Below are 25,082 nucleotides of genomic sequence, written 5' to 3' on the forward strand. Positions count from 1 at the left end.
GGCCGCGATTAGAAGACTCAGATGCGGCCAGAAATAGAGGGTCAGATGGTCTTATGGAATTCCCTGACCAAATACGCAGGATAATGCAGCTGGCCTCCGCTATAATAGGGACAAGATGATCTGATGGGATGACCTGAAAGCGGCAGCGCAGGGCTCTCACTATGGACAAGGGAGTGAGCATGATGCGAGACGAGCTGATCATACGGGCGGAGATGCTGATTCGAAAGCCGGTGCAGCAGGTATACGACGCTTTTATCGATCCGGCGGTTACATCGAAGTTCTGGTTCACAAGAGGCAGCGGCAAGCTGGAGAAGGGGCGGACCGTAGAGTGGCACTGGGATATGTACGGTGCGGCAGCCGAAGTCGAAGTGGTCGATGCGGTGCCGAACGAACGAATCGTTATCGATTGGGGAACGAAAGTCGAGTGGACGTTTACTCCCCAGTCTGAGAGCATGACCTTCGTGACGATTACGAACTCGGGGTTCCAGGGCGGTGAGGATGAGATCGTCAACCAGGCCATCGATGCGAAGGAAGGGTTCACGATCGTGCTGTGCGGATTGAAGGCATATCTGGAGCATGGCATCGAGCTGAATCTTGTCGCGGACAAAGCGCCGCATGCCCATATTAAAGCAGAGTAGGAGGGTTTAAGAATGAACGTAACAGTTGATACGAGAGGGAACTCGAAAGTCGCTGTGATCGACAGCAGTGAGGTGCTCATCCATGATGTGCAGGATGCGCTCGACTTAATGGCATCGATCAGGTACAGCCACGACTGTGACAAAATGCTGATCCGCAAATCGAACGTCACCGAGGCGTTTTTTGATCTGAGCACGCGGATTGCCGGCGATATTTTGCAGAAATATACGAACTACCAAGTGAAGCTGGCGATCGTCGGCAGCTACGACGGCTACGCGAGCAAGAGCCTTCGGGATTTTATCTATGAAAGCAATCATGGTACGCAGGTGTTCTTCCTTGGGGACGAAGCAGAGGCGCTGGATAAACTTCATCAGGTTGGATAACGCTATTTGACGATGGTTACACAAGCGTGCTATGTTCATTTCGGTATGTAACATAATATGGGAGGAATCGACATGATCGTTGTGACGACAGAGAACATTCCCGGCTACCGTATCGACCGTGTCGTCGGCCATACGTTCGGCGTTGTTGTCAGAAGCCGCGGGCTTGGCGGCAATATTACGGCGGGCGTGCGAAGCTTGTTCGGCGGAGAGATCAAGGAATATACTGAGATGATCGAGGACGCGCGCAAGACGGCGATCGACCGGATGGTTCAGAATGCCCATGGGATGGGAGCTAATGCGATCATTATGATGCGGTTCGACTCCGGTGAGATCGGCCAGACGATGTCGGAGATTGTAGCGTACGGAACGGCTGTCGTTATCGAGAAGTCGTAAGGGCGATGTCAACGATATTCATTGTTTATCTTATTAGCCAGTTTCTAATTATCGGCATTTCGGTTGCCGGTACGATGATATACCGCCGCAGACGCCGCCGTTCCCGGAAGTTCCAGGCTCCGCCGGGCTTTCACCGAACGGATGAAATATTCGTCGATCCGACGACAGGCGTCATTCAGCAGGTCTGGTATAACGAACAAAGCGGGGAACGGTTGTACGAGACCGTGCCGCTGAACCGCAAATAAGCTAGATCCGCGCAGCCAGTCGGGGCCGCACGGATCTAGCTTATTTTTTATATCGGGCTTGGGACTAACCGTATTAGAACGGGAATTTGCGCTCTTCCTTCTGAACGGAAATCCATTTGGTCGTCGTAAATTCCTCGAAGCCGATCTCGCCGTGATAGCGGCCGATGCCGGACATTTTCTCGCCGCCGAACGGCGCGTTCATGTCCATGTTGATCGTCGTATCGTTCACGTGCGTCATGCCGCTCTCAATCGCGGATGCGAATGCCATCGCTTTGTCAAGATCGGTTGAGAACACGGCGCTGGACAGGCCATATTCGGTATCGTTCGCAATCGCAAGAGCCTCTTCGTCGGAGTCGAATGGAATGATCGTTGCGATCGGTCCGAAAATTTCGGTGCCGGCCAGCTTCGACTTCGGATCGACATCGGCGAAGATGAACGGCGTCACGACGTTGCCGATGCGCTGCCCTTCGAGCACGAGGCGGGCGCCTTCCTGCTTCGCCGCTTCCGCAATGCCAAGCACCTTCTGAATCTGGCGCTCGTTAATGAGCGGTCCGATCACAACTTGCGGATTCGACGGGTCGCCGTAAGCGACCTGCTTCGAACGCTCCGCGAACCGCTCGACGAATGCGTCGTAATGCTTGCGGTGTACGAGGAACCGGTTCGTACAGATGCACACTTGGCCTGAATTCATATATTTGCTGAATACGGCTGCGTTAACGGCTTGGTCCAGATCCGCGTCTTCCAGCACGACGAACGGGTTGTTGCCGCCAAGCTCCAGCGAGGTGCGCTTCAAGTTCTTGCCGCACAGCTCTGCGATATGGCGGCCGACGCCGGTCGAGCCGGTGAACGAGATAATGCGCGGCACCGGATGCTCGATCATGTAATCGCCAACTTCGGAGATGTCGTAACCGACGACGTTTACGACGCCTTTGGGCAGACCTGCCTGCTCGAAAATCTCTGCAACGATCGGTCCGCCGGACATGAACGTCTGCGTATCCGGTTTAATAACGATCGCGTCGCCTGCGGCGATGGCCGGAGCGACGACGCGCATGGCCATGTACAGCGGGAAGTTGAAGGCGTTGATGACGCCGATGACGCCGAGCGGGCAGCGGTACACATGGTTTTCTTTGCCCGGAATTTGACCTGGGAATACGTGTGGCGAGAACATTGCATCGACGTATTCAACCGCGGCCATGATCGAGCCGGCAGCCGCCATAAACTCGGACACCGTCTTCACGTAGGATGCGCCGGTTTCTTGTATCATCAGGCTGACGATTTCATCTTTGCGGCCCATGAGCAGCTGCGCAGCACGCTGCAGCACCTGCTTGCGATCTTCGGCGGAAGATCTCGCCCATTCTTTCTGTGCAATCTTCGCCGCTGTATAAGCTTCGTCGATATCGGCTCGATTGGCCAGTTTGATGCAGCATAGCACTTCGCCATTGAACGGATTGACGTTATCGTATACTTGCACGCTGGAACCGTCGCGCCATACGCCGTTAATGTATTGCTTGTTGTATTTGTCAGACACGGGGGAAGGCCTCCAATCGGTTAGCTTAGAATTTCGTGACGACCGTCAAGCCGAAGCCAGCGAAGTTCGTCATGTCGTCGAATGCTGTGTTGATGTCGTCCAGCGCGATTTGCTTCGTCACGAGCGCGCCTGGCTTCAGCTTGCCGGTACCGACCATGTTCAGCATGTTGCGGTATTCCGGAATCGGCATCGATACGGAGCCGAGCACGGAAATTTCGTTCATCATAATGAGGTTGACCGGTACTGGCGTCATGCCGCCGTTCGGGTTCGGGCTAATGCCGATTTGGACATGGCGTCCGCGTTTGTTCAAGCTCATGATCGAGCTGAGAACGGTATCTTGAATGCCGAGCGCATCGATGGAGATGTTAGCGCCGCCCTTCGTCAGCTCTTTGATCGCTTGCGGAGCGTTCTCGTTCTTGCTGTTCACGGTCGCGACTGCACCGAATTTCTTCGCAAAATCGAGCTTGTCATCCGCGATATCGACCGCAATAACGTTCGCGCCTGCAGCAGATGCGATCTGGATCGCGGACAGACCGACGCCGCCCGAACCATATACGGCAACCCATTCGCCAGGACGAACGCCGCCGCGCGAGATAACGCCGTGGAATGCCGTCATGAAGCGGCAGCCCATCGCGCTTGCCGTCAGGAAGTCGATCTCGTCAGCCAGATGGAGCAGGTTCAGATCGGCATTCGGAATATGAACGTATTGCGCGAAGCCGCCTTCGAAGTTGAAGCCGACCATTTTCATGTTATCGCATACGTTGTGATGGCCAGCCTGGCAGTGCGGGCACGTGCCGTCGCCTTGGCTGAAAGGCACGATAACACGGTCGCCTTTCTTGAAGTTGCGGATGTTCGAGCCGACTTCTTCGATGACGCCGCTCATCTCGTGGCCGAGAATGTGAGGCAGCGCCGGGATCGAGCTCTTCATATGGCCGGCCCAGCCGTGCCAGTCGCTGCGGCAGACGCCGGTCGCTTCGAGTTTAAGAATAATGCCATCAGGCGTAAGCGTCGGATCGGCGACTTCTCTTACGACCAACGGTTGGTTGAATTGTTCCAATACAGCTGCTTTCATCGTAAAGGGTCATCTCCCTGTGAAAAGTTTGTGAACTCGCTTTCAATTATAGGGACGCCCATTATTGATGTATAATACATAATAAACTATGAAACGATAGCTACCAGTCTATATAAAAGGGGAATCGGCCGTTATGGAGCTTCTGCAGTTGAAATATTTCCAGACCGTCGCAAGGCTGGAGCATATTACTAAGGCAGCCGAGGAGCTTCAGATCGCGCAGCCGTCTCTCAGCAAGACGATATCGCGGCTGGAGTCGCATATCGGTGCCCCGCTGTTTGACCGGCAGGGCCGCAACATTCGGCTCAATCCGTTCGGCAAAGTATTTTTGGAGCGGGTGGACCGCATGTTCCTAGAGCTTGCGGAAGGCATGCAGGAAGTGAGGGATATGGCCGGGCTGAACCGGGGCAGCATTACGCTGTCCGCTTCGATCGTCAGCACGCTGCCGGATTTGATTGGAGAGTTTCTGACCTTGTATCCGAATGTCCATTTCCGCCAAGTGATGGAGCCGGCGGCTGTCATCAAGCGCATGCTGGAGGACGGAGAGATCGATTTGTGCATTCAGGCTGCGCCATTCGAAGGACCGGATATGGAGTGGCTTCCTCTTCGGACGGAGCCGATCTATGTCATTGTGCACGATAAACATCCGCTGGCCGGAAGGGACGCGGTCACGCTGGAGGAAATCAAGGACGAACCGTTCCTCGGGCTGCAACAGGGCTACTGGTTCCGCACGTTGTCGGACGGTCTGTGCCAGCAGGCCGGGTTTACGCCCAATACGATGATCGAGGTGAACGAGTCGGATGCGCTCGTGCTGCTGCTCCGCCGCAACTTAGGCATCATGTTCTGCCCGGAGACGGCTTGGCAGAAGAGAGCGTATCTCATGCCGAATCGGCTGCGGGTTACGGATCACCCCGGATTCAAGGTTTCGACGGGCTTGGTCTGGTCCAAGAAGCATTACTTATCGATCGCCGCGCAGCGGTTCCGACAGTTTATTATTGAGTTCTATAAGAGAGATAGGGCTGAGACAGCCACGGTGATGGAATATTGAAGGGAGTTCATCGAGCTTGAGACGGGAGCGATTACGTGAAGACGATCGGTCTGGAGACGCCGATGAAGCGGTCTGGACAACTGCTCGGGCTTGCGCTGACGTATCTATTTGGCTCCCGACAATTCCTTGTTCCTAATAGGTTAGGTACTGCATGTAAATGGCGGCGTCATGATGGAAACCATACAATAAATAAGCCGGTTGATCCATACAGCAGGGCTGATTGGGTCTTACCGGCTTATTTCTATTTGTCTTTCAATTTCTACATCTGGCCTTCTGGCATATCGTTTTTGAAGTTTGATAAATGTAAAATATGAATTGATACTGTACTTTTAGCGTTAACTGTAATTTATGTGAGTATTATTCATTGGATTACAAGCACTGATTTTTGTGAACTGAATACAAATGGCGAATCATCAAGTGGAACGGTTATACAGTACAAGGGATAGGAGCCCTTTGACAGTTGACTGCTTAAATTAAATTTTTGGGCATACAATTCTTTGTCTTTTAACTCGTAATATGCAGTCATTTTACCGTCTATAGCTATTGGCTCATTGTTTAAGAATATAGTCGAAGCATATTTTCCTTTACCGCCTGCACTATAAAAAAATAATGGGTGACCATCTGTGAAGTTAACGTTGTTTTGTTGCGATAAGTTGGTTTGTTGGATATCTTCTGCATCAATTAAAGCTCTAACCCCTTGACCTCTAATCTTGCCGGAGAATCGATCAGGAAGACTTATAATATTTGACGAGCCTGATTGCAATTCACTTGCGCGCAATTGCTGGTCGGCGGTACGGTCGGGATTGATATGAAAGAATATAGAGTTGGTATAAAAATCAATATATTCTTTCTTAATTCCGGGAAGCTCATTAAAGTAGAATATCATTACGATATCCAGTCTTTTGTATCGCGATAATCCATTCGCATCCAAAGTAATTGGTATATTTTTATTAGACAACTTCTTTAATTCCGTATGATATATGTATTGATTCTTCTGACCATCAACTTTAAATTTCTGAAATTCTCCATCTAGTGCAACTAATAGACCCACATGATCATCTTGTGAAGAAACATTAATTATAGAGGCAAATAGGTGAAGCGGGTTGTCTTTTTCAATATTAATATAATCTCTATTAATAAAGTCTCCTTTGGAGTCGTAAATCTGTAAGCCATAACTCACGCTGCTAGTATTTGAAGGTAATTTGATATCGGAAGGTGTTTTTATTTTTTTGCTGTAATCGCTATCGTTGGATAAGTGTATGACTTTGTGATCTTTTTTTTCATCTACAGGTTTCGGGGCAAAGAACTCGTTATACAGCACATAGATAAGAACGATAAATAAGATCACAATTGAATAACTAATAACCTTTCTCAGATAAAGTGGCATGGGATAATTCGCTCCTTAAAGAGGGAGCAGGCTCAAGTTGTATGTTGAAGCTTCGGTAAACTACCGACTTATGCTCAAAGTTTAGAAGCTTGCGTCAGTTCCACCGAACCAAGAGCCATAGACCGAACTCGTAAACCCGTGGCCGCCATTGGCGGAGCTACCATAAGCGTTAGGCGCAGTCAAGGTACCTGATATGTCTTTTGACATATTAAGGTATTTGTATTCGCTTATCGTATCTGAGCCACCGACTGCTAACGTATAGTGGAGAACGGTGTTCAGTGTAATGTATCCAGATACATCGGAGTGCGTAGATGCTGTGACCTTATCTTTGTCGCCATTCGTTGTCGTTATATTACCGCTGACCCAGTATTGACTCTGACCGCTAGTGGTCCATCCACCATTGGTTGGCAACGCGAATGCAGGTGCAGCAAAAAGAGTTAAAATTAAGCCAGCCGAAATCAAAGATTTAATTTTCATTATTTCCCTCATCTCTATATTATTTACAATTGAGCCTGCCATAACGTATTATATACAAAAGAAGATTAAATTGTAAAGAAATTACTATAAAAGTTAAGGGGTGGTAAAATTGAAGTTGAAGTTGGTGATGCTTGCTCTGATAGTTTGCCTCATACTGATTAGCTGCAGCAGTAGAGACGGAGGGGACGACTTTGAGAAAGATAAGAGTTATAAGTTAAAAGTTATGGCTGCTGATGAGCAATCATTTATGACGAACTACGGAAATTATGTGAAAGCGAGGTTTCCTAATGTAGAATTTCAGGTTATTCCTATCAATCAGATTTTTGGGGATGAGGATTTGCAAGAGAGCCTCTTGCAGCTTGTTGCCGCGGAGCAGCCTGATGTGTTTGTAGGTATGCCGTTTTTTATGATTCGAATGCTGCAGGATAGCAATGGGCTTGTCTCTCTTAGCAATGTGATTGGGAAAGATACGCTTTCCGAGATACATCCAGGCGTCAAGCAGCTAATGGAGCATTTGGGAGAGGGGGAGATATATAGTATTCCAACATCCTTCATCTCACAGGTGTTGTTTTACAATAAAAGGGTGTTTGCCGAGCAGGGGATCACATTGCCTATTGAATCGACAAACTGGCAGGAGTTCTTACAACTAATTCGTCGGTTTGTCAATACTGATTCCTTAGGGCTTTATTTGAGTTATTCGGATCCAAGCGCACTATTAACTCAGATTGGGCAGTCTGAAGGTCTTGCGTATATAAGTCCACAAAGCCATAAGGTTACGCTTAATACGGACAGTTGGGCGAACATTGCGGGCATGGTTAAAGAATTATATAGAGAGGGAGTCATCAATGACTGGGACTCCGCTGATTCCTCAGATTTATTCTTACAAGGGAAAGCCGCGATAATGGTTGGCGATAGTTCATATTATACACAATTGGAAGCGGCTAACTTACCATTCGAATGGGGAGTGCTTCCTCTTCCAGGCGCGGATCAGACTAAAATTGAAATTCAACCGGAAGGTTTGGTCGCCATCAATTCCAAGAGTCAGCACGAAGCAGAAGCGGTGAGATTTATTCGGTTTTTGTTAAGTGATCAGATGGCGGATATTATTAACCATACAACCAACTTACTGCCTTCGGCGTTGTCTTTTTCTTACAATACGGATGCCAATCATCCGCTGCACTTCTTGTATACCCGAGATGCAGATACATTTATAACAGAGAATGAAGAACGTATTTTCTCTATGTCGGGGGACTTTCAGAAATACATGGCAGAAACGATGAAGAGGATGGTGCTGGATGAGGTCGGATTGAGAGAGGGGCTGCAATTAATTGAGGAGTTCGGCAATAATCAGACTAATAAATAAAAGGATATTGGGAGTCATTCTGATTTTATTCGTATCGGGTATATGGCTGTCAGGATGCAGCTTTGCACGGAAAGACCCAAAAATCGAGGATGATACAATCAGCCTTTCTGTATTATACGATGATTCGCGGAGCTTTTATCAGGATTATGGAAATTATATCAACATGCAGTATCCCAATATTAAGTTCAAAGTTATCTCTTCCGATCCAATATACAACAGCGACCGACCCGTAAAAGAATCGTTAACGGATTTAGTCGAGAAAGAGCAGCCGGACCTATTGTTTCTAACGCAATATCAACAACAGATCTTGCAAGAAACTAACGCTCTTATGCCGCTCAAGGCTCTTCTTGACTCTTCTGTCCTTGAGAATATGCCGCAGGGTGTCCGGGACTTATTAGGCTATTATGGGGATGGGGATTTTAACAGCGTTGCGGAAGTATTTAGTTCAGAGGCGTTGTTTTACAATAAAAAGCTATTTGAGCAATTTAGTATCCCGGTACCTGACGGTTCTATGAGTTGGGCGGATTTTTCTAATACTGCGCGGCGTTTTACCAATACGGATGTGTTGGGATTATATACGGCAAGCATGGACCCTTCTGTGTTGTTTGTCAAAATGGGGTTATCCGATGGACTATCCTATTTAAATAAAGACAAGACTCACCTTACAATGAATACCGACGGTTGGACTAAGCTAGCCGAGACGGTTAAATCTATGTATATGGATGGAGTCGTTAATAAGGCTGCTTCAGCCTCTGACAACGATTTTATTAGCGGATCGGCAGCGATGACAATTGCTCAAGTGGGTCTGTATGAACAGTTGGTAAGTATGAAGGTTCCATTCGAATGGGGGGTGGTGCCGTTGCCGGCGAGTGACCACTCGAAAATACCGATCGACTTGGCCAAGTTAATTGCGGTTAACAAGAATAGCGTTAACGGAGAAGCAGCAGCCAGCATCATTGAATTTATAATGAGTGATCCTGCGATCGCAGCGAATAGCAGAGCATCAACCTCACTTCTCCCAACAGCCGTAGCAACATCAACTGACTACAGAGAGTCTTCGAACCCGCTAAATTTCATGTATACGCTTAGTGCGAATATAAATATTAATGAGCAGCATGATCGTCTGCAAAGTATGCCGGAAGATTTTATTCAAAGTTTCTTCCCCGAACTAACCAGCAGAATGGGGGATATCATAAGGGGGGAGATTGACTCTCGAAGCGGATTGATGGAGGTTGAGAGTTACGGCAATACACTTCTACAAGCGCTAAAGGCGAAATAATACCTGTTCAATGCTGCATGTGAATGGCGGCTTCAGAATGGAAACTTAAATCTCGGTTGCGGCAAAATAAGCCGGTGCGATAAAGCAGTGATTGCTGCCTGAATCGTACCGGCTTATTCGATAGGGAGGCGAATTGCATACAGTTGGCGGCCATTGCTTGCTGCTTCGGACCCGGATGAGCTCCGACACGATGCTGACGCTGATTTCGTCCGGGCCTTCAGCACCAATACCGAGCCCGACAGGAGAATGGATTCGGGCGGGGACCGGATCGGGCTGAAGAAGCCGGAACCGGTGCGTCATGACGAACACGTTCGCGCCCGAAGGAAATGCGTTGGTGTACAGGCAGGATGCGTGATGCACCATCTCCAGGCGGTCCGCGGCTTTTCCGACAGTATCCAATCGCTGCCCACTTCCTTTCGGACAGAATGGCATGTATCGCATACGCGGCATAAAACGTCTGGGCTCTGGCGGACCGCTTTATACAGAAGGTATATATTCTAAACCATCGCATCGGGAACGCACTTGTCCAATGAGTGCCGCACGTTTGGATTTATCAGACCGGATGATTTAGAATACGTGAAGGATAGGGATGGCAATCGACTTGCAAGTCCATGTAACAGAACAGGAGCGGATGGGTATGGCAGGCAACGGGAAATTAAGAAGCGACGTCAAGCCGGGTCTTGAGGTCGACATCATACTGAAGCAGGATCAGCGGACGGGCAAAACGACGCGGGGCATCGTGAAGGATTTGCTGACGAATTCGCCGCAGCATCCGCATGGCATTAAAGTGCGGCTGCAGGACGGTCAGGTCGGCCGGGTAAGCCGGATTATCGGCACGGGCGAAGACGACTGAACTGCTGGCCGCGCTTAACGGTATGGCACCGCATTTGGAAAATAAAAACAGACGAATCGGGCCGACTTGACCTATAATGAGGTCGGGAATCGTATATCGATAAAGAGGGCGGGGCAGGCGATGATTAATCAAGTTATTGACATCGTACGTGAAGCGGGCCGATTATTCGGGGATAAAAATTTCGAGGTGCAGAACAAAGGAACGGCGTCGAACAACGTGACGTCCGTCGATCTGGCGGTGGAAGCGTTCTTGAAGCAGAGGCTTATTCCGCTTATCGACGGCTGCGGCTTCATCGGGGAAGAGAGCGAGGACAGCGATTACGAGCGTCCTTACTTGTGGATCGTCGATCCGGTCGACGGCACGGCGAATTTTATCCGCGATATGGGCCTTAGCGCCATCTCGGTCGGGCTCGTTCATGGCGGCGAAGCCATTCTTGGCGTCGTCTATAATCCATACCGCGACGAAATGTTCTATGCGGAGAAGGGCAAGGGGGCGTTCCTAAACGGCGAACCGATTCGGGTATCGGACCGCGATGTGGAGCACTCCGTCTTCTGCACGGCGTTAAGCTTGTATAACAAAGACTTTGCGAAGCCTTGCTTGAATATTATCGAGAAAGTGTACGAGCGCTGCGATGATATTCGCCGTCTCGGTACGGCAGCGCTGGAGCTTGTCTATCTTGCTTGCGGCAGAGCCGAGCTTTATTTCGAAATGCGCCTGTTCGCATGGGACTTCGCAGGAGCAGAGATCATTATCCGCGAAGCTGGCGGTTTCGTGGGTACGATCGAGTATGAACGGACCGTATTCCATCGGCCGATTCCGATTATTTGCACCAATACGAAGGAAAACTACGACTATCTCAAGGCAATCGTATCCGCCGAGATTCCTGTTATTCCGTACAGCGAATAGCGCATTTTCTAAGGATGAAAAAAGGGAGCAACGGGCATGCTATCGACTGCCTGCTGCTCCCTTTTGTCAGGGCGATTTTTTGATGAAAATGGAGTTCAACGGTTTGCGGCCCGGTATGACCTGGCTGTTCACATCGAATGTCGGAGACAGATAATCGTACTGGTCGTAGTCGCCCAAAATGTCGTACCCGGAAGCGACCTTCGTGTCCATCAGGGAATACTGCGTAAAGTGAATGATGAGCAGGCCATTCGGATTCATCAGCGAATCGAGCATGGCGACCGTCTCCTCGAACCGTTCGAATGGATAAATGGCGGCGAGGCTTGCTGTCTTGTTGGCGGCGACGCGGTGAGGTCTGCGCTGGAGGACAGCCATGCAGAATATGGCGTCGAACGGACCATGCTTGCGTATTTCGTCGGGAGAAGAGTAGATGAAGTCCATGCGGCCGTCGACCGGAAGCCTGCGGCACTGGGCTAAGCTGTGTTTATTAATGTCGGTCCCTATGATTCGCGCATTAGGGAAATATTGTCGAAGCGTCAGAACCTCTTCGCCAGTTGAGCATCCGTAGGACAGAATGTTGAGCTCTTGCTTGTCTTGGAAGTAGTCGCGGCTAGCTGAGAAGATGACCGGGTAACGGTCCATGGAAGTGAAGGACGACGTCTGGTGCACCTTGCGGGAGCTGAACAACAGGAGGCGCACAATCGAACGATAGTTGGAGTTGAAGATGATATTTTTCACGGCAAGAGCCGTTTTCCAGGGCAGAACTAAGGCGGTGACGGCAAGCTTGACGATTGGGCCTCCGGAAGCCTGACGGGCTTTCAAAGATTCCTTCGCCGATCGGATCATCGAATTCAGCATAAGCGGATGCTCCGGACCTTCGTTGAGAACATAAATCGTCCCTCCTTGATGACGGAATTTCTGTGACTTTAGTACTAAAGTACTAGATTCAGCTCTTAGAACATATCAAAATATTTCCAATTGCGCAATAGCAGAAGAGGCGAGACTGGGAGGGCAGATGCATTTAATCAAAAATTAATAACATTTTGTAAGTAGCTATTGATTTTAGTGAAAGAAGCCGATACGATAGAGAAGCACGGCATGAATATTTTGGCAGACAGACAGGTAAGATAATTATTATAAACTCAATCCCATAAGGAGGGACAGTCATGTCCAAATTGAACATCGGTATTATTCTCGGAAGCACTCGTCAAGGCCGCGTAAGCCCTCAAGTAGGCGAGTGGGTTAAAAGTGTAGCTGACCAACGCGGCGACGCAAACTATGAGATCGTGGATATTGCGGAATATAAGCTCCCAATGTTCGGCGAAGAGGATGCAACGGCTCAGGCAACGGCTTGGAACACGAAGCTGGCGGGCCTCGACGGCTTCGTCTTCATCGTGCAAGAGTACAACCACAGCATCACGGCAGCACTGAAGAATGCGCTCGACTTCGCTCGCGAAGCTTGGAACGATAAAGCAGCGGGCATCGTCAGCTACGGCTCCGTTGGCGGCGCGCGTGCGGCTGAGCATCTGCGCGGCATTCTCGGCGAGCTGTCCGTTGCGGACGTTCGCGTACATCCGGCGCTGTCTCTGTTCACTGATTTCGACAACGGCGTGTTCAAGCCGGCTGATCTGCATCTGACGAACGTGAACGGCATGCTCGACCAAGTGATCGCTTGGAGCGGCGCTTTGAAGACGCTGAGACAATAGACAATAGTCTGGCAAGGATAGAGGAAATGAGGAAGGACGCCGAATAGGCGTCTTTTCTTCTTGTCTGAAAATGTCTGCTGAAACAGCGCAAATGTAAGCGCTGCGACTTTGTCTATTGGTAGTTTTATCACACAAATTGTGATAACATGTAGAAATATAAGAAGAACGTGAACGAGGTCGAGGCAATCCCCATTCCGTTCGTGCCAAGGATGCTGCATTTAAGAACGCAATTTTAAACTGCGGCCGAATTGGGTATGATTAGAAAAGTCTAGTCATTAAACCGTAATTATTTTGAAGGAGGATTTACAACAATGGCATTGGAATCAATGAAGGACATGCTTAACAAAGGTCTCAAAGAAGGTTACGCTGTTGGTCAATTCAACATCAACAACCTGGAATGGACGCAAGCAATTCTTGCTGCAGCTGAAGAAGAGAAATCGCCGGTTATCCTGGGCGTTTCTGAAGGCGCAGCTCGTTATATGGGCGGCTTCACGGTCGTAACGTCTATCGTTAAATCGCTGATCGAAGAAATGAAAATCACGGTTCCAGTTGCAATCCACCTCGATCACGGTTCGAGCTTCGAGAAATGTAAAGCTGCGATCGACGCTGGCTTCACGTCCGTAATGATCGACGCTTCGCACCACCCGTTCGAAGAGAACGTTGAGACGACGAAGAAAGTCGTTGAATACGCTCACGCTCGCGGCATTTCGGTAGAAGCAGAGCTCGGCACGGTTGGCGGCCAAGAGGACGACGTTGTTGCTGACGGCGTTATCTATGCTGACCCTAAAGAGTGCAAAGAACTCGTAGATCGTACGGGTATCGACTGCCTCGCACCAGCACTCGGTTCGGTTCACGGTCCTTACAAAGGCGAGCCTAAACTGGGCTTCAAAGAAATGGAAGAGATCTGCCAGACGATCAGCCTTCCACTCGTATTGCACGGCGGCACGGGTATCCCTACGGAGCACATCCAGAAGGCGATTGCTCGTGGCACGGCTAAAATCAACGTAAACACGGAGAACCAAATCGCATTCACGAAAATCGCTCGCGAAATCCTGACGAAAGACCTGGAAGTTTACGATCCGCGTAAATTCCTGGCTCCAGGCCGCGACGCAATCAAAGCTACGGTTGCTGGCAAAATGCGCGAGTTCGGTTCGTCGAACAAAGCTTAATAAGCTTCTATAGAGAAGGGTTAGACCACGCTGCTTCCGGCAGCAGGGTCTAACCCTTTTTATGTTGGAACCGCGAATGGGAGGAGGGGTTACGTCAGTACCTTCTTCGCCACCTTATACCAATGATCCAGCCAAGCCGGCCAATGGTCGATGCACCAGTTCGCTTGCCGAAGCAGCAGGTAGCTGAGATAGATCGAGGCGGTCCCTCGCCCAATCCGCTGCCGCGACACCTCCCATAACCGGTTCCATACTTCTGAATCGGGCTCGGTGTACAGCATCAGCGTCAGCAGATCGAATGTGCGGTCGCCCGCGAGGGGGAACTGCCAGTCGACGACTCCGCTTAGTTCTCCCTCCTGAACGAGCAGGTTCTGGTGATGAAAGTCGAAATGGACGATGTCATTCGCCGCGTACTCGTATTGCTCGTAAGCAGAAGCGGTCCGCTTCAGCAGGTCTAGCAACTCGGCCGTGGCAGAGGAATGCTGAAGGAGGGGCTCATGCCGGCAAAATTCCGTCCCGCCCTGCAGCACCGCCTGCACGATCGGCTCTGGCCAACTGCCGCCGGGCACAGCCTTTCCTCTCTGCAATTCATTAAGCTCCAATATGCGCGGCAGCAGCTTCGGAAGTTCCTTGGGGTCGCATAGCGAACCTGGCAGCTTCTCCTGCACCGAGTACCTGCCGTTCAGTGCGCTGCCGATATGGACGTAGCGGGGCAGCGGGTATCCTTGGGAGTGAAGAAGTTCCGTATATCGAAGCGCCTCGCCGATTCTTGCTGTTAGCTCTGGCTTGTCTGCCCACTTGAGCACGAACTCCTTCCCCGTATCGTCTTGTATCGTGAAGGCGCCTTGTACGCCATTCTCAAACTTGGATATCATTCGATAGTGTGCATGCTGCTGCCGGTTGACGAGATCGAGAATCGATAACGAGTTCATGTTATTTTTATCCCCCCGCGTTCTATGCTCTGTAAACCTATCATTGATCGACTATATTGTACTGGATTGAATTCACTTGAAATAGCGGTACTCAGCCGAGCGGCAATGAGGGATAAACTTAAATGGATTTTACGTGAAATTTAGGGGAATATATTTGGATATTAATGTATAATAATCCCGTTGTGACTATTCTGTCCATAATGGAGTGTGCAAAATTTGCGTAATCGACTAATGAAACGCAGTATCGTTTGGCTGTTCACGTTGTTGCTTGCTTCGGGAAGCGCTTTCACAGCGACGGCAAGCTCCGTCAGCATCGTGTCGGTCTCGGATGACGGTACGACGATGAACGTAGAATTGAATGCGGTGATCGATGTCGCTCAGAATGACTTCGATTCGATGATCGGCAGCGGGATTACATTTACGCTGGCAGATGCCGCTCAACAAGCAGTGGGGCAACCGATCGTTCGTAATGTGGCTGCCGCCGGCCACACGGTAACCGATTCGGTGTATGCGGTTGCGGTGGATGCCCTTAGCTTCGGTCATTTGGTGCCCGGGGCAGCGTATACCCTGAAGGCGGCTTACCAGGGAGCGGACGGCAGTCTGCGCGAGCAGGTGCAGCCCGTTCAAATCGTGGCGCCAAGCTACACGTTCAAAGTAGAGCATATCAAGAAAGACGAGACGACAGCCGTTGTCGCTATGGACGGTACGGTTCGTTCGGACGATGCATCCATTAAAGTAACGGTCCTTAACGAATATAACATGCCCGTGAAGAATAAGGACATCCGAATTCGATGGAATCGGCGGGGGGATGAAGGGCATGCCGTAACGGACTCTAACGGTCAGCTTGAGCTGAACAGCAACAGCAGCAATCCGCTTGGGTATTCTCATGATGAAGTTGTGATCTTGTCGGTTGATGAGGATTCGCCGACTTACGCGGTGGGGACGATTTATTATGAGGATCTGATTGCTCCTGGAGCACATTATGCGGAGATGCGGTACTTGGACAAGAACGGAAGGGTGCTGTCTGCAGGAAGCTATTCGCAGATCGAGTATGATGGCATTGGCATTTCGGAGGTCTATAGCGTAAGCGGCGTAGACATTTGGACTACGAATTATGGTTGGGGCAACTTGCGCAAGACGCTGCGGGCAAGCGGAACCGGAGATTTGTACATGTACAGTGCCTCCGCGGAGGAATTGACGGCTGCCGCAGGACTGAAGCATTCGACCGTCATGCTGAATGCGTCGAATTATAGCCAGTTGAAACCGGAGTATACTTGGAACGGCCAGCCGGTCAGCGTTGTTCGCGCGTTCGCGGCAGACGCAGCAGTCTCGAACCATACGATTCGATCGAACACTACAATGGATTGGATGCTCGATGGGGTTCAAACCATTTATATGCCCGCAGGCCAAAGCTGCGATGTTATAGTGACGCTGGCGCTGCCGACAGGCGATAAAGCGATTGTTCATCAAACTTTAACAGCAGCAGACGACAGCCGGACATTTGGCGGGGCTTTGGAAGACGGTGCATTCTCTGCACTAGACATAACGACCGATTATCATCGTAATTATCAATCTGTAGTCAAGGTTGGCTATATGGATGAACGGAATAATAATTATTTCGAGTCGAGCGCTCAATTGGATTCAGGCCAGCAGCTGTTCGTAGAGAAGAACAAGCCGGTCTATAAGGTGAACGCGATTATTGACAACGCTGATAATGAGGCGATTATCGCAGACCAGCTTACGCCGAGTGAGGACCGCTACACGTTCCATTCTGGACGGGCTGTTGATGCGGAGGTTACGGTGATGTCTCGCTCATCGAAGTACAGCGGTGTTACGACACCGCAGTCTTCGTTCACGCTGGGTGATACCCTTAAGGTTTCTTTGGACTTCACAGACGGATTGTCCAATTCAGTCGATATGGGCTCGCCAGTATTGGCAACTGTAGAGAAGGATGGCCAGGTCGTGATGGACAACCTGTATGTGTATTCGGATTTAGCTGAACTGACAGGCAAACTGAAACAGATGTTTAGCTTCGATTATTCGCCGGATGAGCCAGGTGCATATACGATTACGTTCAAACAAGATCCGAGCAAAAATCAACCTGTAACCGTCGCTGCTACTTCGTTTACGGTACTGCCTCAGCATCAGATGGACATCGAAATTCGAGACGCATCGGGACAACGGGTAGACTTGGCGAATAAGCCTTACTTGACGATCGAGCAGGCGAAACAGCTTTCGTTCACGGTTCGCGAGCATGGCGCCGGGCAGATCGGCAACCCGATAGAGGGAGTGCAAGTATCAACGGTGAATGGTTCGATGATTGGCTCGGTAGTGTCCGATGCCAGCGGTGTAGCCGCATTTGAATCGCCTTTGGAATGGAATACCGAATTATCGTTTACGAAAGAGGGATATAGCAGTCAAACGATGCGGCTGCCCATTATCGATCCTGCTCGCCAAGCTGTAATTCGCATCTCCGGACTTGACCGGGCGGAAGACAAACCCGGCCTGCAGTGGCCAGGCGGTGCGCCGATGCAGAACGCTTCTATCCATGCAACGGTTAAGAGTGCCGACGGGACGGTGTCGATTCAGTCGGATAACTTAATTGCTTCCGAGACAGTCGATTATATGGTCGTACCGGCTCCGTCGGTCGTCGACCTCGATTATTTACGCCCTCCGGGCTATTACGGCAGCGATTCCAGATATGGGCTCGGTTATTATTTGGTGGGTTCTGTGACGACAGAAGCAGGAGGTGATTATAGCGTTACGCTCGATGCCAGACAGCATGTTTCGAGCGTGGAGGCTCCCGGGGAAATTTCTCAGATTTATGCTCAGCGTGCAGGTCTGGAATCTCCGTACTACATGCCGAATTTGATGAGCTATAATCCGGATGGCACGAACCGCTTTTACGCGGCTTCGGGCCGTTACGATATGATGGTTATCCGTCCGAATGGGGGAGGGGCCTACTATCTAGAGGATGTTAACATTGACGCGGATACTTATACGTTGAATATCCCAAGCGGTACCGGCACGCTCGCCGAGCTGAAAACGAACGGGAATAATGTCATTAATTATATTAATTATTATACCGGCCATAATGCCGATTTCGGTATTTATAACGACGGAGACAGACAACGGGCTTATGTTACCCCGGGCAACATTATTGTATCGGTGACAGGGCGAGACGGCAACATGGTGTATCAATATCAAGTGAGCTTAGGCAAGGACGAGCTCTCAGCAGGCCAGGTTACGATGATTAATCCGTCGCCTGCACAGGGGCTCGGCATTATCGGTATGAACGAGAGCGGGGAAGTGACGGTGTCCCCGTCGAATTCAACGGTCAGATGGGGAATGATCAATAGCGAAGGAGACGAAGTGAGCATCTACCGGTTTCGGAAGTATGTATTCAATATCGTTGCTGGCGAGATACTTGACTCCAATTCGGCAGGAAGCTACGTCTTGAAGAACAGCAAAGGCGAAGAGATTCAAAGCGGCAGTTTCTATGGAGGGATGTCAGGCTTCCTTTATGCTGAAGCCGGAGAGTATACCGTTGAGGCAAGCTTAACGTTTGACGGCAAGACGTATACGCTGAATCGGACTTTTACGGTTGTGAAGAGCGAAGAAACGCCAGGAACAACTGACCCGGGCAGCGGGGAAGGCGGCAGTGCGCCAATTAACCCTAATCCGCCGGCGATGCCGATTGGCGGGATAGTCCCGGCAGGCCAGAAGGGTTCCCCATCGATAAGCGATGTGACCAAGGGGTTGAACGATCTCTTATCAGGCAATGTGCTCGACAACGAATCCGCCGATAAAGCGGCCAAGCTGCTCGGCACGGCAAGCTCTGCATTGAAGGATACGAAGGATAGCGAAGCGGCAGAACAGTCCATCGAAGACGTGTCCGCATCAATTGGAATGACGGCCAAGCTATTAGGATCAATGAAGGATGAGCGGGAGAAGGAGAAAGTTGCTAAGGCGCTCGTCCAACTCGTAAACGATACGCAATATGCGTTTGAGCATATGGCAAGCAGTATCACAGCGGCAGCGCTCATCAAGTCAATTATGAAGGATACGGGCTTGGTGCTCCAGCAACTGAAAGGCGCTGATCCAACTCTCATCGGCAGCTTGCAGGATGCACTCGTCGGCCTCGGCAAGAAAGCGGCAGAGAAAGCAGCAACAATTACATTGGATGCGGCCGGCGTGAAGGTTGAGGGCAACGTGTTAGCAGCGGTACTCGATGCTTCCTTTGTAGAAAGGCAACTAGGTTTGGCGAGAACGGCATTGGACGGCATAGTGAAGGAGATAACAGCGGTTGTCGGGGAGGATAAGGCAGCATCTATCAATACCGTCGTCACGATCCATATTCCGAAGAAGGACAATCAAGCGGCGAAGCTGTCTGTCGATATGCCTTCGGACATTATTAAGGCGATTCAAGACAGCGGGTTGTCCGGACTGAAGCTGTCGTTCAACGATGTCGGCTTCACGATCGGGCCGAACACGTTCGGCCAAGCAGCCGGCGGACAGACGATCCATCTCGCAGCAGAGATGGCGGACCAGATGACGGCCGCTGCTCCTGCATCGGCAGAGAAGTTGGCTAAGGTTCCGGTTATGGATTTGAGCGCAAGCATCGGCGGCAAGAAGATCGAATCATTCAGCCAACCGATTCAGGTCACCTTCGATGTCTCGTCGATCGATACTTCGAAATATACAGAAGAGGACCTGGCGAACTTAACGGTGTACATCCTGAATGAGAAGACGGTGTCATGGGAGCCTGTCGGCGGTGTTTACGATCCCGTATCCAAGACCATTCGAGTGAACCGGGGTCACTTCAGCAAATATACGGTGATGAAGCCGAGTCTCCAGTTCACAGATATTCCTGCGAACAACTGGGCGGCGGGACCCGTGAATAGGCTGCTGAACAAGGGTATCCTGGATGCGGAAAGCTCATTCAACCCGAGTGCGAAGGTAACCCGTGAGCAGTTCGCCGCATGGATCGTTCGCGCTTACGGACTGGACGGTACAGGACTGAAGGCCGACTTCAAGGACGTGGCGGCCGATAACCCGTACTATGACGAGATTGCGGCAGCCTACCAATACGGCATTATTCAGGGCAAGTCCGCGGACTCGTTCGCGCCTAAGGCGCCGATTACGCGGCAAGAGATCGCAACGATTCTGTCGCGTACGCTGCTCGCCTTCAACGGATTGCATCCGGCGGGCGACAGCAAGCAGTTGATCAGCATCTTCAAGGACGGTACCGATATTGCCGCATGGCACAGGATGGCGTCGCTCTGATGAAGCAGCAAACCCTAATTAACGGGTATGCAGACGGCACCTTCAAGCCCAAGCAGTAAACGACCAAAGCGGAGGCTGCCGCACTGATCTACCGTATATACACGACTTTATAGAACAACAGTTATAGTTACGATGAACAGGGCCGGCGTATGCTGGTCCTGTTTGATTTGGTTCCGGTTGCTTGAATATAAATCCCTTTTAATGGAATGAATATCGACTTGAACAGGAAGAATGATATTCGTGGCCGGCATGTTATGTTAGGATATAGAGAATGACAACCATTCAACGATAAAGGAAGTGAACGCTCGTGATTCAGATCACGATGCCGTCTCCGGACGTAACCATTACGAAACAGGATAACCCGCAGATGAGCCATATTTATGGTTTTACCGATTTTCATTTGATTGCACGGGATAAGGGCGGTTTCTTCATGTTCTACAACGACCGGAACGAGCTGCTGTTCGTCGGTAAGGCTAGAAAGCTGCGGCCGCGGATTAAGAAGCATTTTGAGGACAACGTATCGGAAATGAAGAACCACCGCGAAGAAGTGGCGACAATCGAGATTTATATTAACGAGGATGCAGTAGAGCGCGACATCTACGAAACCTATATCGTGAACAAGTATAGGGCGAAGTACAACGTGGACAAGGCGTTCTTCAAATAACCCCACCTTCGAAACTTGAAAAGGCTGTTCCGCGCCGTATGGCGGCGGGACAGCCTTTTTGTGCTTAGCGGACCAGATCCGAGGCAGCTTAGTACCCCAAAATGTGATAGCCGGAGTCGACGTGCAGCACTTCGCCGGTAATACCGCGAGATAGCGGACTCAGCAGGAACATCGTTGCATCGCCGACCTCATCTTGATCGACATTTTTGCGGAGCGGAGCTTTGTTCTGAATCGTAGAGAACAGGTCGGTGAAGCCGGACACGCCGCCTTTGGCCGACAGCGTGCGGATCGGTCCGGACGAGATCGCGTTGACCCGGATCCGGTGCGGCCCGAGATCGTCGGCCAGGTACCGGACGCTCGCTTCCAGCGCCGCCTTGGCGACCCCCATCACGTTGTAGTTGTTCACGACGCGCTCTGCGCCGAGATAGGACTGCGTAACAATGCTTCCGCCATCTGTCATCAGCGGTTTGCATGCTCTTGCTACGGACACGAGCGAATAGGCGCTAATATCGTGTGCGAGACGGAAGCCTTCGCGGGTTGTATCGACGTAATCGCCTTGCAGATCGTCTTTCTCGGCGAAAGCAACCGAGTGCGCCAGTCCGTGAATCACAGGCACATGGGACTTGATTTCCGCGAAAGCCGCTTCAATGCTCGCATCGTCGGCCACGTCGCATGATACGCACAACAGCGGCTTGATCTCGTTAGCAGCAAGCAGCTGCGTCAGCTTCTGATAGGAACGTTCTTTGCGGTAAGTGAAAATGAGGTTGGCGCCCGCCTTGTGCAGCGACTTCGCGATTCCCCAGGCAATGCTTCGTTCATTCGCGACGCCCATGACGACCATGTTCTGTCCAGCTAATAATCCGGTCATAGCGTGTTGACCTCCAGTCGTTCAATTCAAGTTCATGGGGTAAGTATAGCACAAGATCTTAATACCAGGTACTAATTTAAAATCAGATCCTATGCGAGTCCGCCTTCTATGAGAGATAGGATGACAACTTGAAGCTGACGGTATACATACGTGAGAGACGCGAAAGGGGAGAATGAGAAATAAGCGTCCTGCAGGACGCTTATTATGGTTTTGGCGTAAGGAGGAGAGTAGGCGGAGATTCGGCAGTCAGTAATTGCCGTTGCCAATGAATGTCCCTTTGTCGAAGTTCATGACATTCACGGTTTCGATGTTGCCATTCTTATCGGTGCTGTAATATTCGACCTTGTGCGTTGTTGCGGCATAGATGTCGAAGGGACCGCTGTAAGTCGTCCAGTTGCCGCCATTAATCCGGTACCGGGTCGAATCGATCGAGCTGCCCGTTGCGGCTGATTGAAGGGATACGCGAAATCCTTCGATATAACGGTCGCCTTTCACTGTTGTGGCGTACAGAGGATCAAAATGGTATTGGGTTGTGACATTCGTGTCGGCTGAATGGCCGATGGCGAATGAATCGGTCTTCGGATTACCCTTCGAGTCGTACAGCATGTACTTGAACAAAATGGTATCGGCGTGAAGGGTGACGACTTCCGCAGCATCGTGTTGATCTGTACTGACCTGATAGCCAGTAACGAGTAAATTGGTGAAGTGAACGATCATATACGGCTCGTTACGGTCGTTATTCGGACTAACGAAATAGAGATAGCCGTGCGGTATAACCTTGCCCTTCGCGGCGGCTGACAGCAGGGCAAGGGAAGCATTGTCCACTTGCTTCGTTATCGTGATGTCGGAGTAGTCGGGCTTGGATGGACTATACCCGCCTTTGATAACGCTAGAACTGCTCACGGAGCTGAACGAGTAAGATAACACCTCGATGGCGCCTTTATATGGCTCGTCCGAATAACTTCCCGTTATTCCGGATAATTTCAGGAACGTTGCGGCTTCGCCGCTGGGAGCGGCATGGGAGGAAACGGGCTGAATAATTAGCAGCAGCAAGGCTGCAACCAAGGCTGCCAGCAGGTTCCGGTAACCAAATCTCGACAATCCGATCGACTCCTTCTCAGCTTTCTGCCAGCAGCAGCTGCCTCTTCCAGAACTCTCCCTCGGAAGCAAATTCCCAGAGCGGCTCGTCCGCTGCTGTAGCTCTAATCTCGAGCATGGCGAGGTGCGGCGCTGTCCATGTCTTCTTGCCAGCAGTCTTCAATCGGAGCTTCATTGCCCCATCTTTCATGAAGGCTCCTCCTTTATCCGGTAACCGTATTTTTGACGAGGTCGATTTCAATCGTCTGCGACGTTTCTTTTCCATCTGGTCCGATTAGCGTATAGATCAATGTCATTTTGGAAGCCGTCAAACTGACCGACTCTTGCATCCGTTCTCCATCTGCGGCGACGGATTGCTGCTGGGAAGTGACAAGGATACCACTCAGTTGAATCGTCAGATAAGGCTTGTCTTGGCCGTTCTTGAAGAAGTAGAGCGTACCGTTCTTGATAGACTTTCCTGTTGCGGCATTCTTTAATAAATCAAGAGATGCGCTGTCCAAAAATTTCGTCAGCTGGATATCGGAATACGTCGCCTTGCCGCTGCTGCTGCCGCCGCCTTTCGTAATCTGCGCCGGGTTGGTGACACCGAATGAAAAGCTGTTAATTTCAATTGCATCCCGATATTGAGCGTCCTGTGATTCGCCTTTGATCCCATCGAGTTTCAATAGAATCGGAGGGTGACTTGCTCCAGAAGCTGCAGACGCGGCTAACGGCCATGCACAAAGAAGAGTGAAGAGGGAAACCATGACGAACATGAACTTCATCTTGCTGCGATTGAACAAGAAAATCAGCTCCTTGGATAATGGTTATGATACATTTCGTATCAAATCTATCATATTTAAGTTGGATCCGCTAGTAGTGCCGTACGAAATATTGATCCAAAGGGCATGGCGTGCAATTGATGACTGCAGGTTTGCAAACGGTACGGCGTATCGCTATCATCGTTTATAATGGAGCGCTTGAGGCGGATTGAACAAAAGTATGCCATAGCATCGGAGGAGCGGACATGCTCATTACGAATAACTTGGACCGGTTCAGAGAGGCGATTCTTGCGCTTCCTCTTCATCGTCCGCTGACGAAGGAAGAGCTGCTGGTTGAACCGCTGTTGATGGAGCGCAGCGGGAAGGTGGAGATGTACTATGCCCCGCACAATGAATATGCGAATCCCGGCGCGAAGGTCGTGATCGTCGGTCTGACGCCCGGCTGGTCGCAGATGGAGATCGCGATTGGAGAAGCGCGCACATGTCTTGCGGAGGGACTGGGCGATGAGGAGGTGTGCCGGCGGGCGAAGGAGGCGGCAAGGTTCGCTGGCCCGATGCGAAGCCATTTGACCGGCATGCTAGACGAGCTGGGGTTGAACCGCAAGCTGCAGCTGGCTTCATGCGGCGAGCTGTTCGACTCCGGGCAGACACTGCTTCATACGACGTCGGTGCTGAGGTATCCGGTGTTCGTCAATCAACGGAACTATAACGGAACGCAGCCATCGCTGTTGGCTCATCCGCTCCTGAAGCGGGAGGCCCGCTTGACGGTGGAGGAACAGCTGGACTATATGAGAGAAGCGCTGATCATACCGCTCGGCGTAAGCGTGGAGAATGTGCTGCGGCAGTTCGCGCAGGAGGAGAAGCTGGAAGAGGAGCGTTGTTTGTGGGGATTCCCGCATCCTTCCGGAGCGAACGGTCATCGGCACCGTCAATTCGCCGAACACTATGAGACGATGAAAGAACGGCTAAATGCTTACTTTATATCTCTATAATGAAAGGCCCAGGCAGCTTTGCTTGGGCTTTTTATGTATCTACGT

25 protein-coding genes are annotated in these 25,082 nt (G+C 50.7%); 14 read left to right on the plus strand and 11 right to left on the minus strand.

Annotated elements, in window-relative coordinates; genetic code table 11:
* Nucleotides 1-182: 182 nt before the first annotated feature.
* The 4 genes from PKO01S_RS18290 (at nt 183) to PKO01S_RS18305 (ending at nt 1,657) form a co-directional block, all read left to right on the plus strand.
* Nucleotides 183-638 (plus strand): SRPBCC family protein, encoded by a 456-nt coding sequence (locus PKO01S_RS18290; RefSeq protein WP_127532917.1) that lies wholly within the window; start codon nt 183-185, stop codon nt 636-638.
* A 12-nt stretch (nt 639-650) separates the two neighbouring features.
* A complete protein-coding gene (locus PKO01S_RS18295; protein WP_127532883.1) occupies nt 651-1,019 on the plus strand; it encodes a DUF4180 domain-containing protein in 369 nt (122 codons plus the stop codon).
* A gap of 72 nt (nt 1,020-1,091) precedes the next feature.
* Nucleotides 1,092-1,412, plus strand: coding sequence for a heavy metal-binding domain-containing protein (locus PKO01S_RS18300; RefSeq protein WP_127532884.1), 321 nt, complete (start codon nt 1,092-1,094; stop codon nt 1,410-1,412).
* Nucleotides 1,413-1,417: 5 nt separating this feature from the next.
* Nucleotides 1,418-1,657 carry a hypothetical protein gene (locus PKO01S_RS18305; RefSeq protein WP_127532885.1) on the plus strand — a complete coding sequence of 80 codons (240 nt, stop codon included), beginning with the start codon at nt 1,418-1,420 and terminating at the stop codon, nt 1,655-1,657.
* A gap of 73 nt (nt 1,658-1,730) precedes the next feature.
* On the opposite strand, the gene PKO01S_RS18310 is transcribed toward PKO01S_RS18305, so the two are convergent.
* Together PKO01S_RS18310 and PKO01S_RS18315 are read right to left on the minus strand one after the other, a co-directional pair.
* Nucleotides 1,731-3,185 (minus strand): aldehyde dehydrogenase family protein, encoded by a 1,455-nt coding sequence (locus PKO01S_RS18310; RefSeq protein ID WP_127532886.1) that lies wholly within the window; start codon nt 3,183-3,185, stop codon nt 1,731-1,733.
* Nucleotides 3,186-3,210: 25 nt separating this feature from the next.
* Nucleotides 3,211-4,257, minus strand: a complete 1,047-nt coding sequence (locus PKO01S_RS18315) for a zinc-dependent alcohol dehydrogenase family protein (protein ID WP_127532887.1) — start codon at nt 4,255-4,257, stop codon at nt 3,211-3,213.
* A gap of 133 nt (nt 4,258-4,390) precedes the next feature.
* On the opposite strand from PKO01S_RS18315, the gene PKO01S_RS18320 reads away from it, so the two are divergent.
* Nucleotides 4,391-5,302 carry a LysR family transcriptional regulator gene (locus PKO01S_RS18320; RefSeq protein ID WP_127532888.1) on the plus strand — a complete coding sequence of 304 codons (912 nt, stop codon included), beginning with the start codon at nt 4,391-4,393 and terminating at the stop codon, nt 5,300-5,302.
* Between the two features lie 361 nt (nt 5,303-5,663).
* Here PKO01S_RS18320 and PKO01S_RS18325 read toward each other — a convergent pair whose 3' ends face one another.
* Together PKO01S_RS18325 and PKO01S_RS18330 are read right to left on the minus strand one after the other, a co-directional pair.
* The gene (locus tag PKO01S_RS18325; protein WP_127532889.1) at nt 5,664-6,689 is read right to left on the minus strand and encodes a hypothetical protein; all 1,026 of its coding nucleotides are present in this window, start codon (nt 6,687-6,689) and stop codon (nt 5,664-5,666) included.
* Between the two features lie 81 nt (nt 6,690-6,770).
* On the minus strand, nt 6,771-7,166 hold the full coding sequence (locus PKO01S_RS18330) for a hypothetical protein (RefSeq protein ID WP_127532890.1): 396 nt from the start codon (nt 7,164-7,166) through the stop codon (nt 6,771-6,773).
* A 109-nt stretch (nt 7,167-7,275) separates the two neighbouring features.
* Between PKO01S_RS18330 and PKO01S_RS18335 the strand changes: the two genes are divergently transcribed.
* Nucleotides 7,276-8,529, plus strand: a complete 1,254-nt coding sequence (locus tag PKO01S_RS18335) for an ABC transporter substrate-binding protein (protein ID WP_127532891.1) — start codon at nt 7,276-7,278, stop codon at nt 8,527-8,529.
* Nucleotides 8,495-9,808, plus strand: a complete 1,314-nt coding sequence (locus tag PKO01S_RS18340) for an ABC transporter substrate-binding protein (RefSeq protein ID WP_127532892.1) — start codon at nt 8,495-8,497, stop codon at nt 9,806-9,808. Before PKO01S_RS18335 ends, PKO01S_RS18340 begins: the two co-directional genes overlap by 35 nt.
* Nucleotides 9,809-9,853: 45 nt before the next feature.
* Here the strand turns inward: PKO01S_RS18340 and PKO01S_RS29805 are convergent, their stop codons facing one another.
* The gene (locus PKO01S_RS29805) at nt 9,854-10,207 is read right to left on the minus strand and encodes an XdhC family protein (RefSeq protein WP_127532893.1); all 354 of its coding nucleotides are present in this window, start codon (nt 10,205-10,207) and stop codon (nt 9,854-9,856) included.
* Nucleotides 10,208-10,445: 238 nt separating this feature from the next.
* Here PKO01S_RS29805 and PKO01S_RS18350 point away from each other — a divergent pair, with 238 nt between their 5' ends.
* Both PKO01S_RS18350 and PKO01S_RS18355 read left to right on the plus strand, forming a co-directional pair.
* Nucleotides 10,446-10,661 carry a YwbE family protein gene (locus PKO01S_RS18350; RefSeq protein WP_127532918.1) on the plus strand — a complete coding sequence of 72 codons (216 nt, stop codon included), beginning with the start codon at nt 10,446-10,448 and terminating at the stop codon, nt 10,659-10,661.
* 120 nt (nt 10,662-10,781) lie between these two features.
* A complete protein-coding gene (locus tag PKO01S_RS18355) occupies nt 10,782-11,567 on the plus strand; it encodes an inositol monophosphatase family protein (RefSeq protein WP_127532894.1) in 786 nt (261 codons plus the stop codon).
* Between the two features lie 66 nt (nt 11,568-11,633).
* Here PKO01S_RS18355 and PKO01S_RS18360 read toward each other — a convergent pair whose 3' ends face one another.
* A complete protein-coding gene (locus PKO01S_RS18360) occupies nt 11,634-12,422 on the minus strand; it encodes a class I SAM-dependent methyltransferase (protein WP_127532895.1) in 789 nt (262 codons plus the stop codon).
* Nucleotides 12,423-12,730: 308 nt separating this feature from the next.
* Here PKO01S_RS18360 and PKO01S_RS18365 point away from each other — a divergent pair, with 308 nt between their 5' ends.
* Together PKO01S_RS18365 and PKO01S_RS18370 are read left to right on the plus strand one after the other, a co-directional pair.
* Nucleotides 12,731-13,270: an NADPH-dependent FMN reductase gene (locus PKO01S_RS18365; RefSeq protein ID WP_127532896.1), complete on the plus strand. Its 540-nt coding sequence runs from the start codon at nt 12,731-12,733 to the stop codon at nt 13,268-13,270.
* A gap of 311 nt (nt 13,271-13,581) precedes the next feature.
* On the plus strand, nt 13,582-14,439 hold the full coding sequence (locus PKO01S_RS18370; RefSeq protein WP_127532897.1) for a class II fructose-bisphosphate aldolase: 858 nt from the start codon (nt 13,582-13,584) through the stop codon (nt 14,437-14,439).
* An 89-nt stretch (nt 14,440-14,528) separates the two neighbouring features.
* On the opposite strand, the gene PKO01S_RS18375 is transcribed toward PKO01S_RS18370, so the two are convergent.
* Entirely contained in the window at nt 14,529-15,368 is an 840-nt protein-coding gene (locus tag PKO01S_RS18375; RefSeq protein WP_127532898.1) for an aminoglycoside phosphotransferase family protein, read from the minus strand.
* Nucleotides 15,369-15,584: 216 nt separating this feature from the next.
* Here PKO01S_RS18375 and PKO01S_RS18380 point away from each other — a divergent pair, with 216 nt between their 5' ends.
* Together PKO01S_RS18380 and PKO01S_RS18385 are read left to right on the plus strand one after the other, a co-directional pair.
* Nucleotides 15,585-20,654, plus strand: coding sequence for an S-layer homology domain-containing protein (locus PKO01S_RS18380; protein ID WP_127532899.1), 5,070 nt, complete (start codon nt 15,585-15,587; stop codon nt 20,652-20,654).
* A gap of 307 nt (nt 20,655-20,961) precedes the next feature.
* A complete protein-coding gene (locus PKO01S_RS18385) occupies nt 20,962-21,318 on the plus strand; it encodes a GIY-YIG nuclease family protein (protein ID WP_174818591.1) in 357 nt (118 codons plus the stop codon).
* An 88-nt stretch (nt 21,319-21,406) separates the two neighbouring features.
* On the opposite strand, the gene fabI is transcribed toward PKO01S_RS18385, so the two are convergent.
* The 4 genes from fabI to PKO01S_RS18400 all read right to left on the minus strand — a co-directional run bounded on the left by fabI (nt 21,407) and on the right by PKO01S_RS18400 (nt 24,066).
* Nucleotides 21,407-22,186, minus strand: a complete 780-nt coding sequence (gene fabI, locus PKO01S_RS18390; RefSeq protein ID WP_127532900.1) for an enoyl-ACP reductase FabI — start codon at nt 22,184-22,186, stop codon at nt 21,407-21,409.
* A 246-nt stretch (nt 22,187-22,432) separates the two neighbouring features.
* Entirely contained in the window at nt 22,433-23,287 is an 855-nt protein-coding gene (locus PKO01S_RS18395) for a type VI secretion system tube protein Hcp (protein WP_164779663.1), read from the minus strand.
* Between the two features lie 16 nt (nt 23,288-23,303).
* Nucleotides 23,304-23,474 (minus strand): hypothetical protein, encoded by a 171-nt coding sequence (locus tag PKO01S_RS28880; protein ID WP_164779664.1) that lies wholly within the window; start codon nt 23,472-23,474, stop codon nt 23,304-23,306.
* A gap of 13 nt (nt 23,475-23,487) precedes the next feature.
* Nucleotides 23,488-24,066: an Hcp family type VI secretion system effector gene (locus tag PKO01S_RS18400; protein WP_127532902.1), complete on the minus strand. Its 579-nt coding sequence runs from the start codon at nt 24,064-24,066 to the stop codon at nt 23,488-23,490.
* A 224-nt stretch (nt 24,067-24,290) separates the two neighbouring features.
* On the opposite strand from PKO01S_RS18400, the gene PKO01S_RS18405 reads away from it, so the two are divergent.
* The gene (locus PKO01S_RS18405) at nt 24,291-25,037 is read left to right on the plus strand and encodes a uracil-DNA glycosylase family protein (protein ID WP_127532903.1); all 747 of its coding nucleotides are present in this window, start codon (nt 24,291-24,293) and stop codon (nt 25,035-25,037) included.
* Nucleotides 25,038-25,082 lie beyond the last annotated feature (45 nt).

This window comes from Paenibacillus kobensis NBRC 15729, from assembly GCF_004000825.1.
GTDB lineage: Bacteria > Bacillota > Bacilli > Paenibacillales > Paenibacillaceae > Paenibacillus_T > Paenibacillus_T kobensis.

What these genes read in the sequence shown, in the direction of transcription:
- PKO01S_RS18365 (WP_127532896.1), top strand. Translation starts at nt 12,731, where the DNA reads ATGTCCAAATTGAACATCGGTATTATTCTCGGAAGCACTCGTCAAGGC.
- PKO01S_RS18290 (WP_127532917.1), top strand. Translation starts at nt 183, where the DNA reads ATGCGAGACGAGCTGATCATACGGGCGGAGATGCTGATTCGAAAGCCG.
- fabI (WP_127532900.1), bottom strand. Translation starts at nt 22,186, where the DNA reads ATGACCGGATTATTAGCTGGACAGAACATGGTCGTCATGGGCGTCGCG.
- PKO01S_RS18305 (WP_127532885.1), top strand. Translation starts at nt 1,418, where the DNA reads ATGTCAACGATATTCATTGTTTATCTTATTAGCCAGTTTCTAATTATC.
- PKO01S_RS28880 (WP_164779664.1), bottom strand. Translation starts at nt 23,474, where the DNA reads ATGAAAGATGGGGCAATGAAGCTCCGATTGAAGACTGCTGGCAAGAAG.
- PKO01S_RS18405 (WP_127532903.1), top strand. Translation starts at nt 24,291, where the DNA reads ATGCTCATTACGAATAACTTGGACCGGTTCAGAGAGGCGATTCTTGCG.
- PKO01S_RS18315 (WP_127532887.1), bottom strand. Translation starts at nt 4,257, where the DNA reads ATGAAAGCAGCTGTATTGGAACAATTCAACCAACCGTTGGTCGTAAGA.
- PKO01S_RS18360 (WP_127532895.1), bottom strand. Translation starts at nt 12,422, where the DNA reads ATGCTGAATTCGATGATCCGATCGGCGAAGGAATCTTTGAAAGCCCGT.
- PKO01S_RS18320 (WP_127532888.1), top strand. Translation starts at nt 4,391, where the DNA reads ATGGAGCTTCTGCAGTTGAAATATTTCCAGACCGTCGCAAGGCTGGAG.
- PKO01S_RS18330 (WP_127532890.1), bottom strand. Translation starts at nt 7,166, where the DNA reads ATGAAAATTAAATCTTTGATTTCGGCTGGCTTAATTTTAACTCTTTTT.
- PKO01S_RS18300 (WP_127532884.1), top strand. Translation starts at nt 1,092, where the DNA reads ATGATCGTTGTGACGACAGAGAACATTCCCGGCTACCGTATCGACCGT.
- PKO01S_RS18370 (WP_127532897.1), top strand. Translation starts at nt 13,582, where the DNA reads ATGGCATTGGAATCAATGAAGGACATGCTTAACAAAGGTCTCAAAGAA.
- PKO01S_RS18375 (WP_127532898.1), bottom strand. Translation starts at nt 15,368, where the DNA reads ATGAACTCGTTATCGATTCTCGATCTCGTCAACCGGCAGCAGCATGCA.
- PKO01S_RS18295 (WP_127532883.1), top strand. Translation starts at nt 651, where the DNA reads ATGAACGTAACAGTTGATACGAGAGGGAACTCGAAAGTCGCTGTGATC.
- PKO01S_RS18325 (WP_127532889.1), bottom strand. Translation starts at nt 6,689, where the DNA reads ATGCCACTTTATCTGAGAAAGGTTATTAGTTATTCAATTGTGATCTTA.
- PKO01S_RS18355 (WP_127532894.1), top strand. Translation starts at nt 10,782, where the DNA reads ATGATTAATCAAGTTATTGACATCGTACGTGAAGCGGGCCGATTATTC.
- PKO01S_RS18350 (WP_127532918.1), top strand. Translation starts at nt 10,446, where the DNA reads ATGGCAGGCAACGGGAAATTAAGAAGCGACGTCAAGCCGGGTCTTGAG.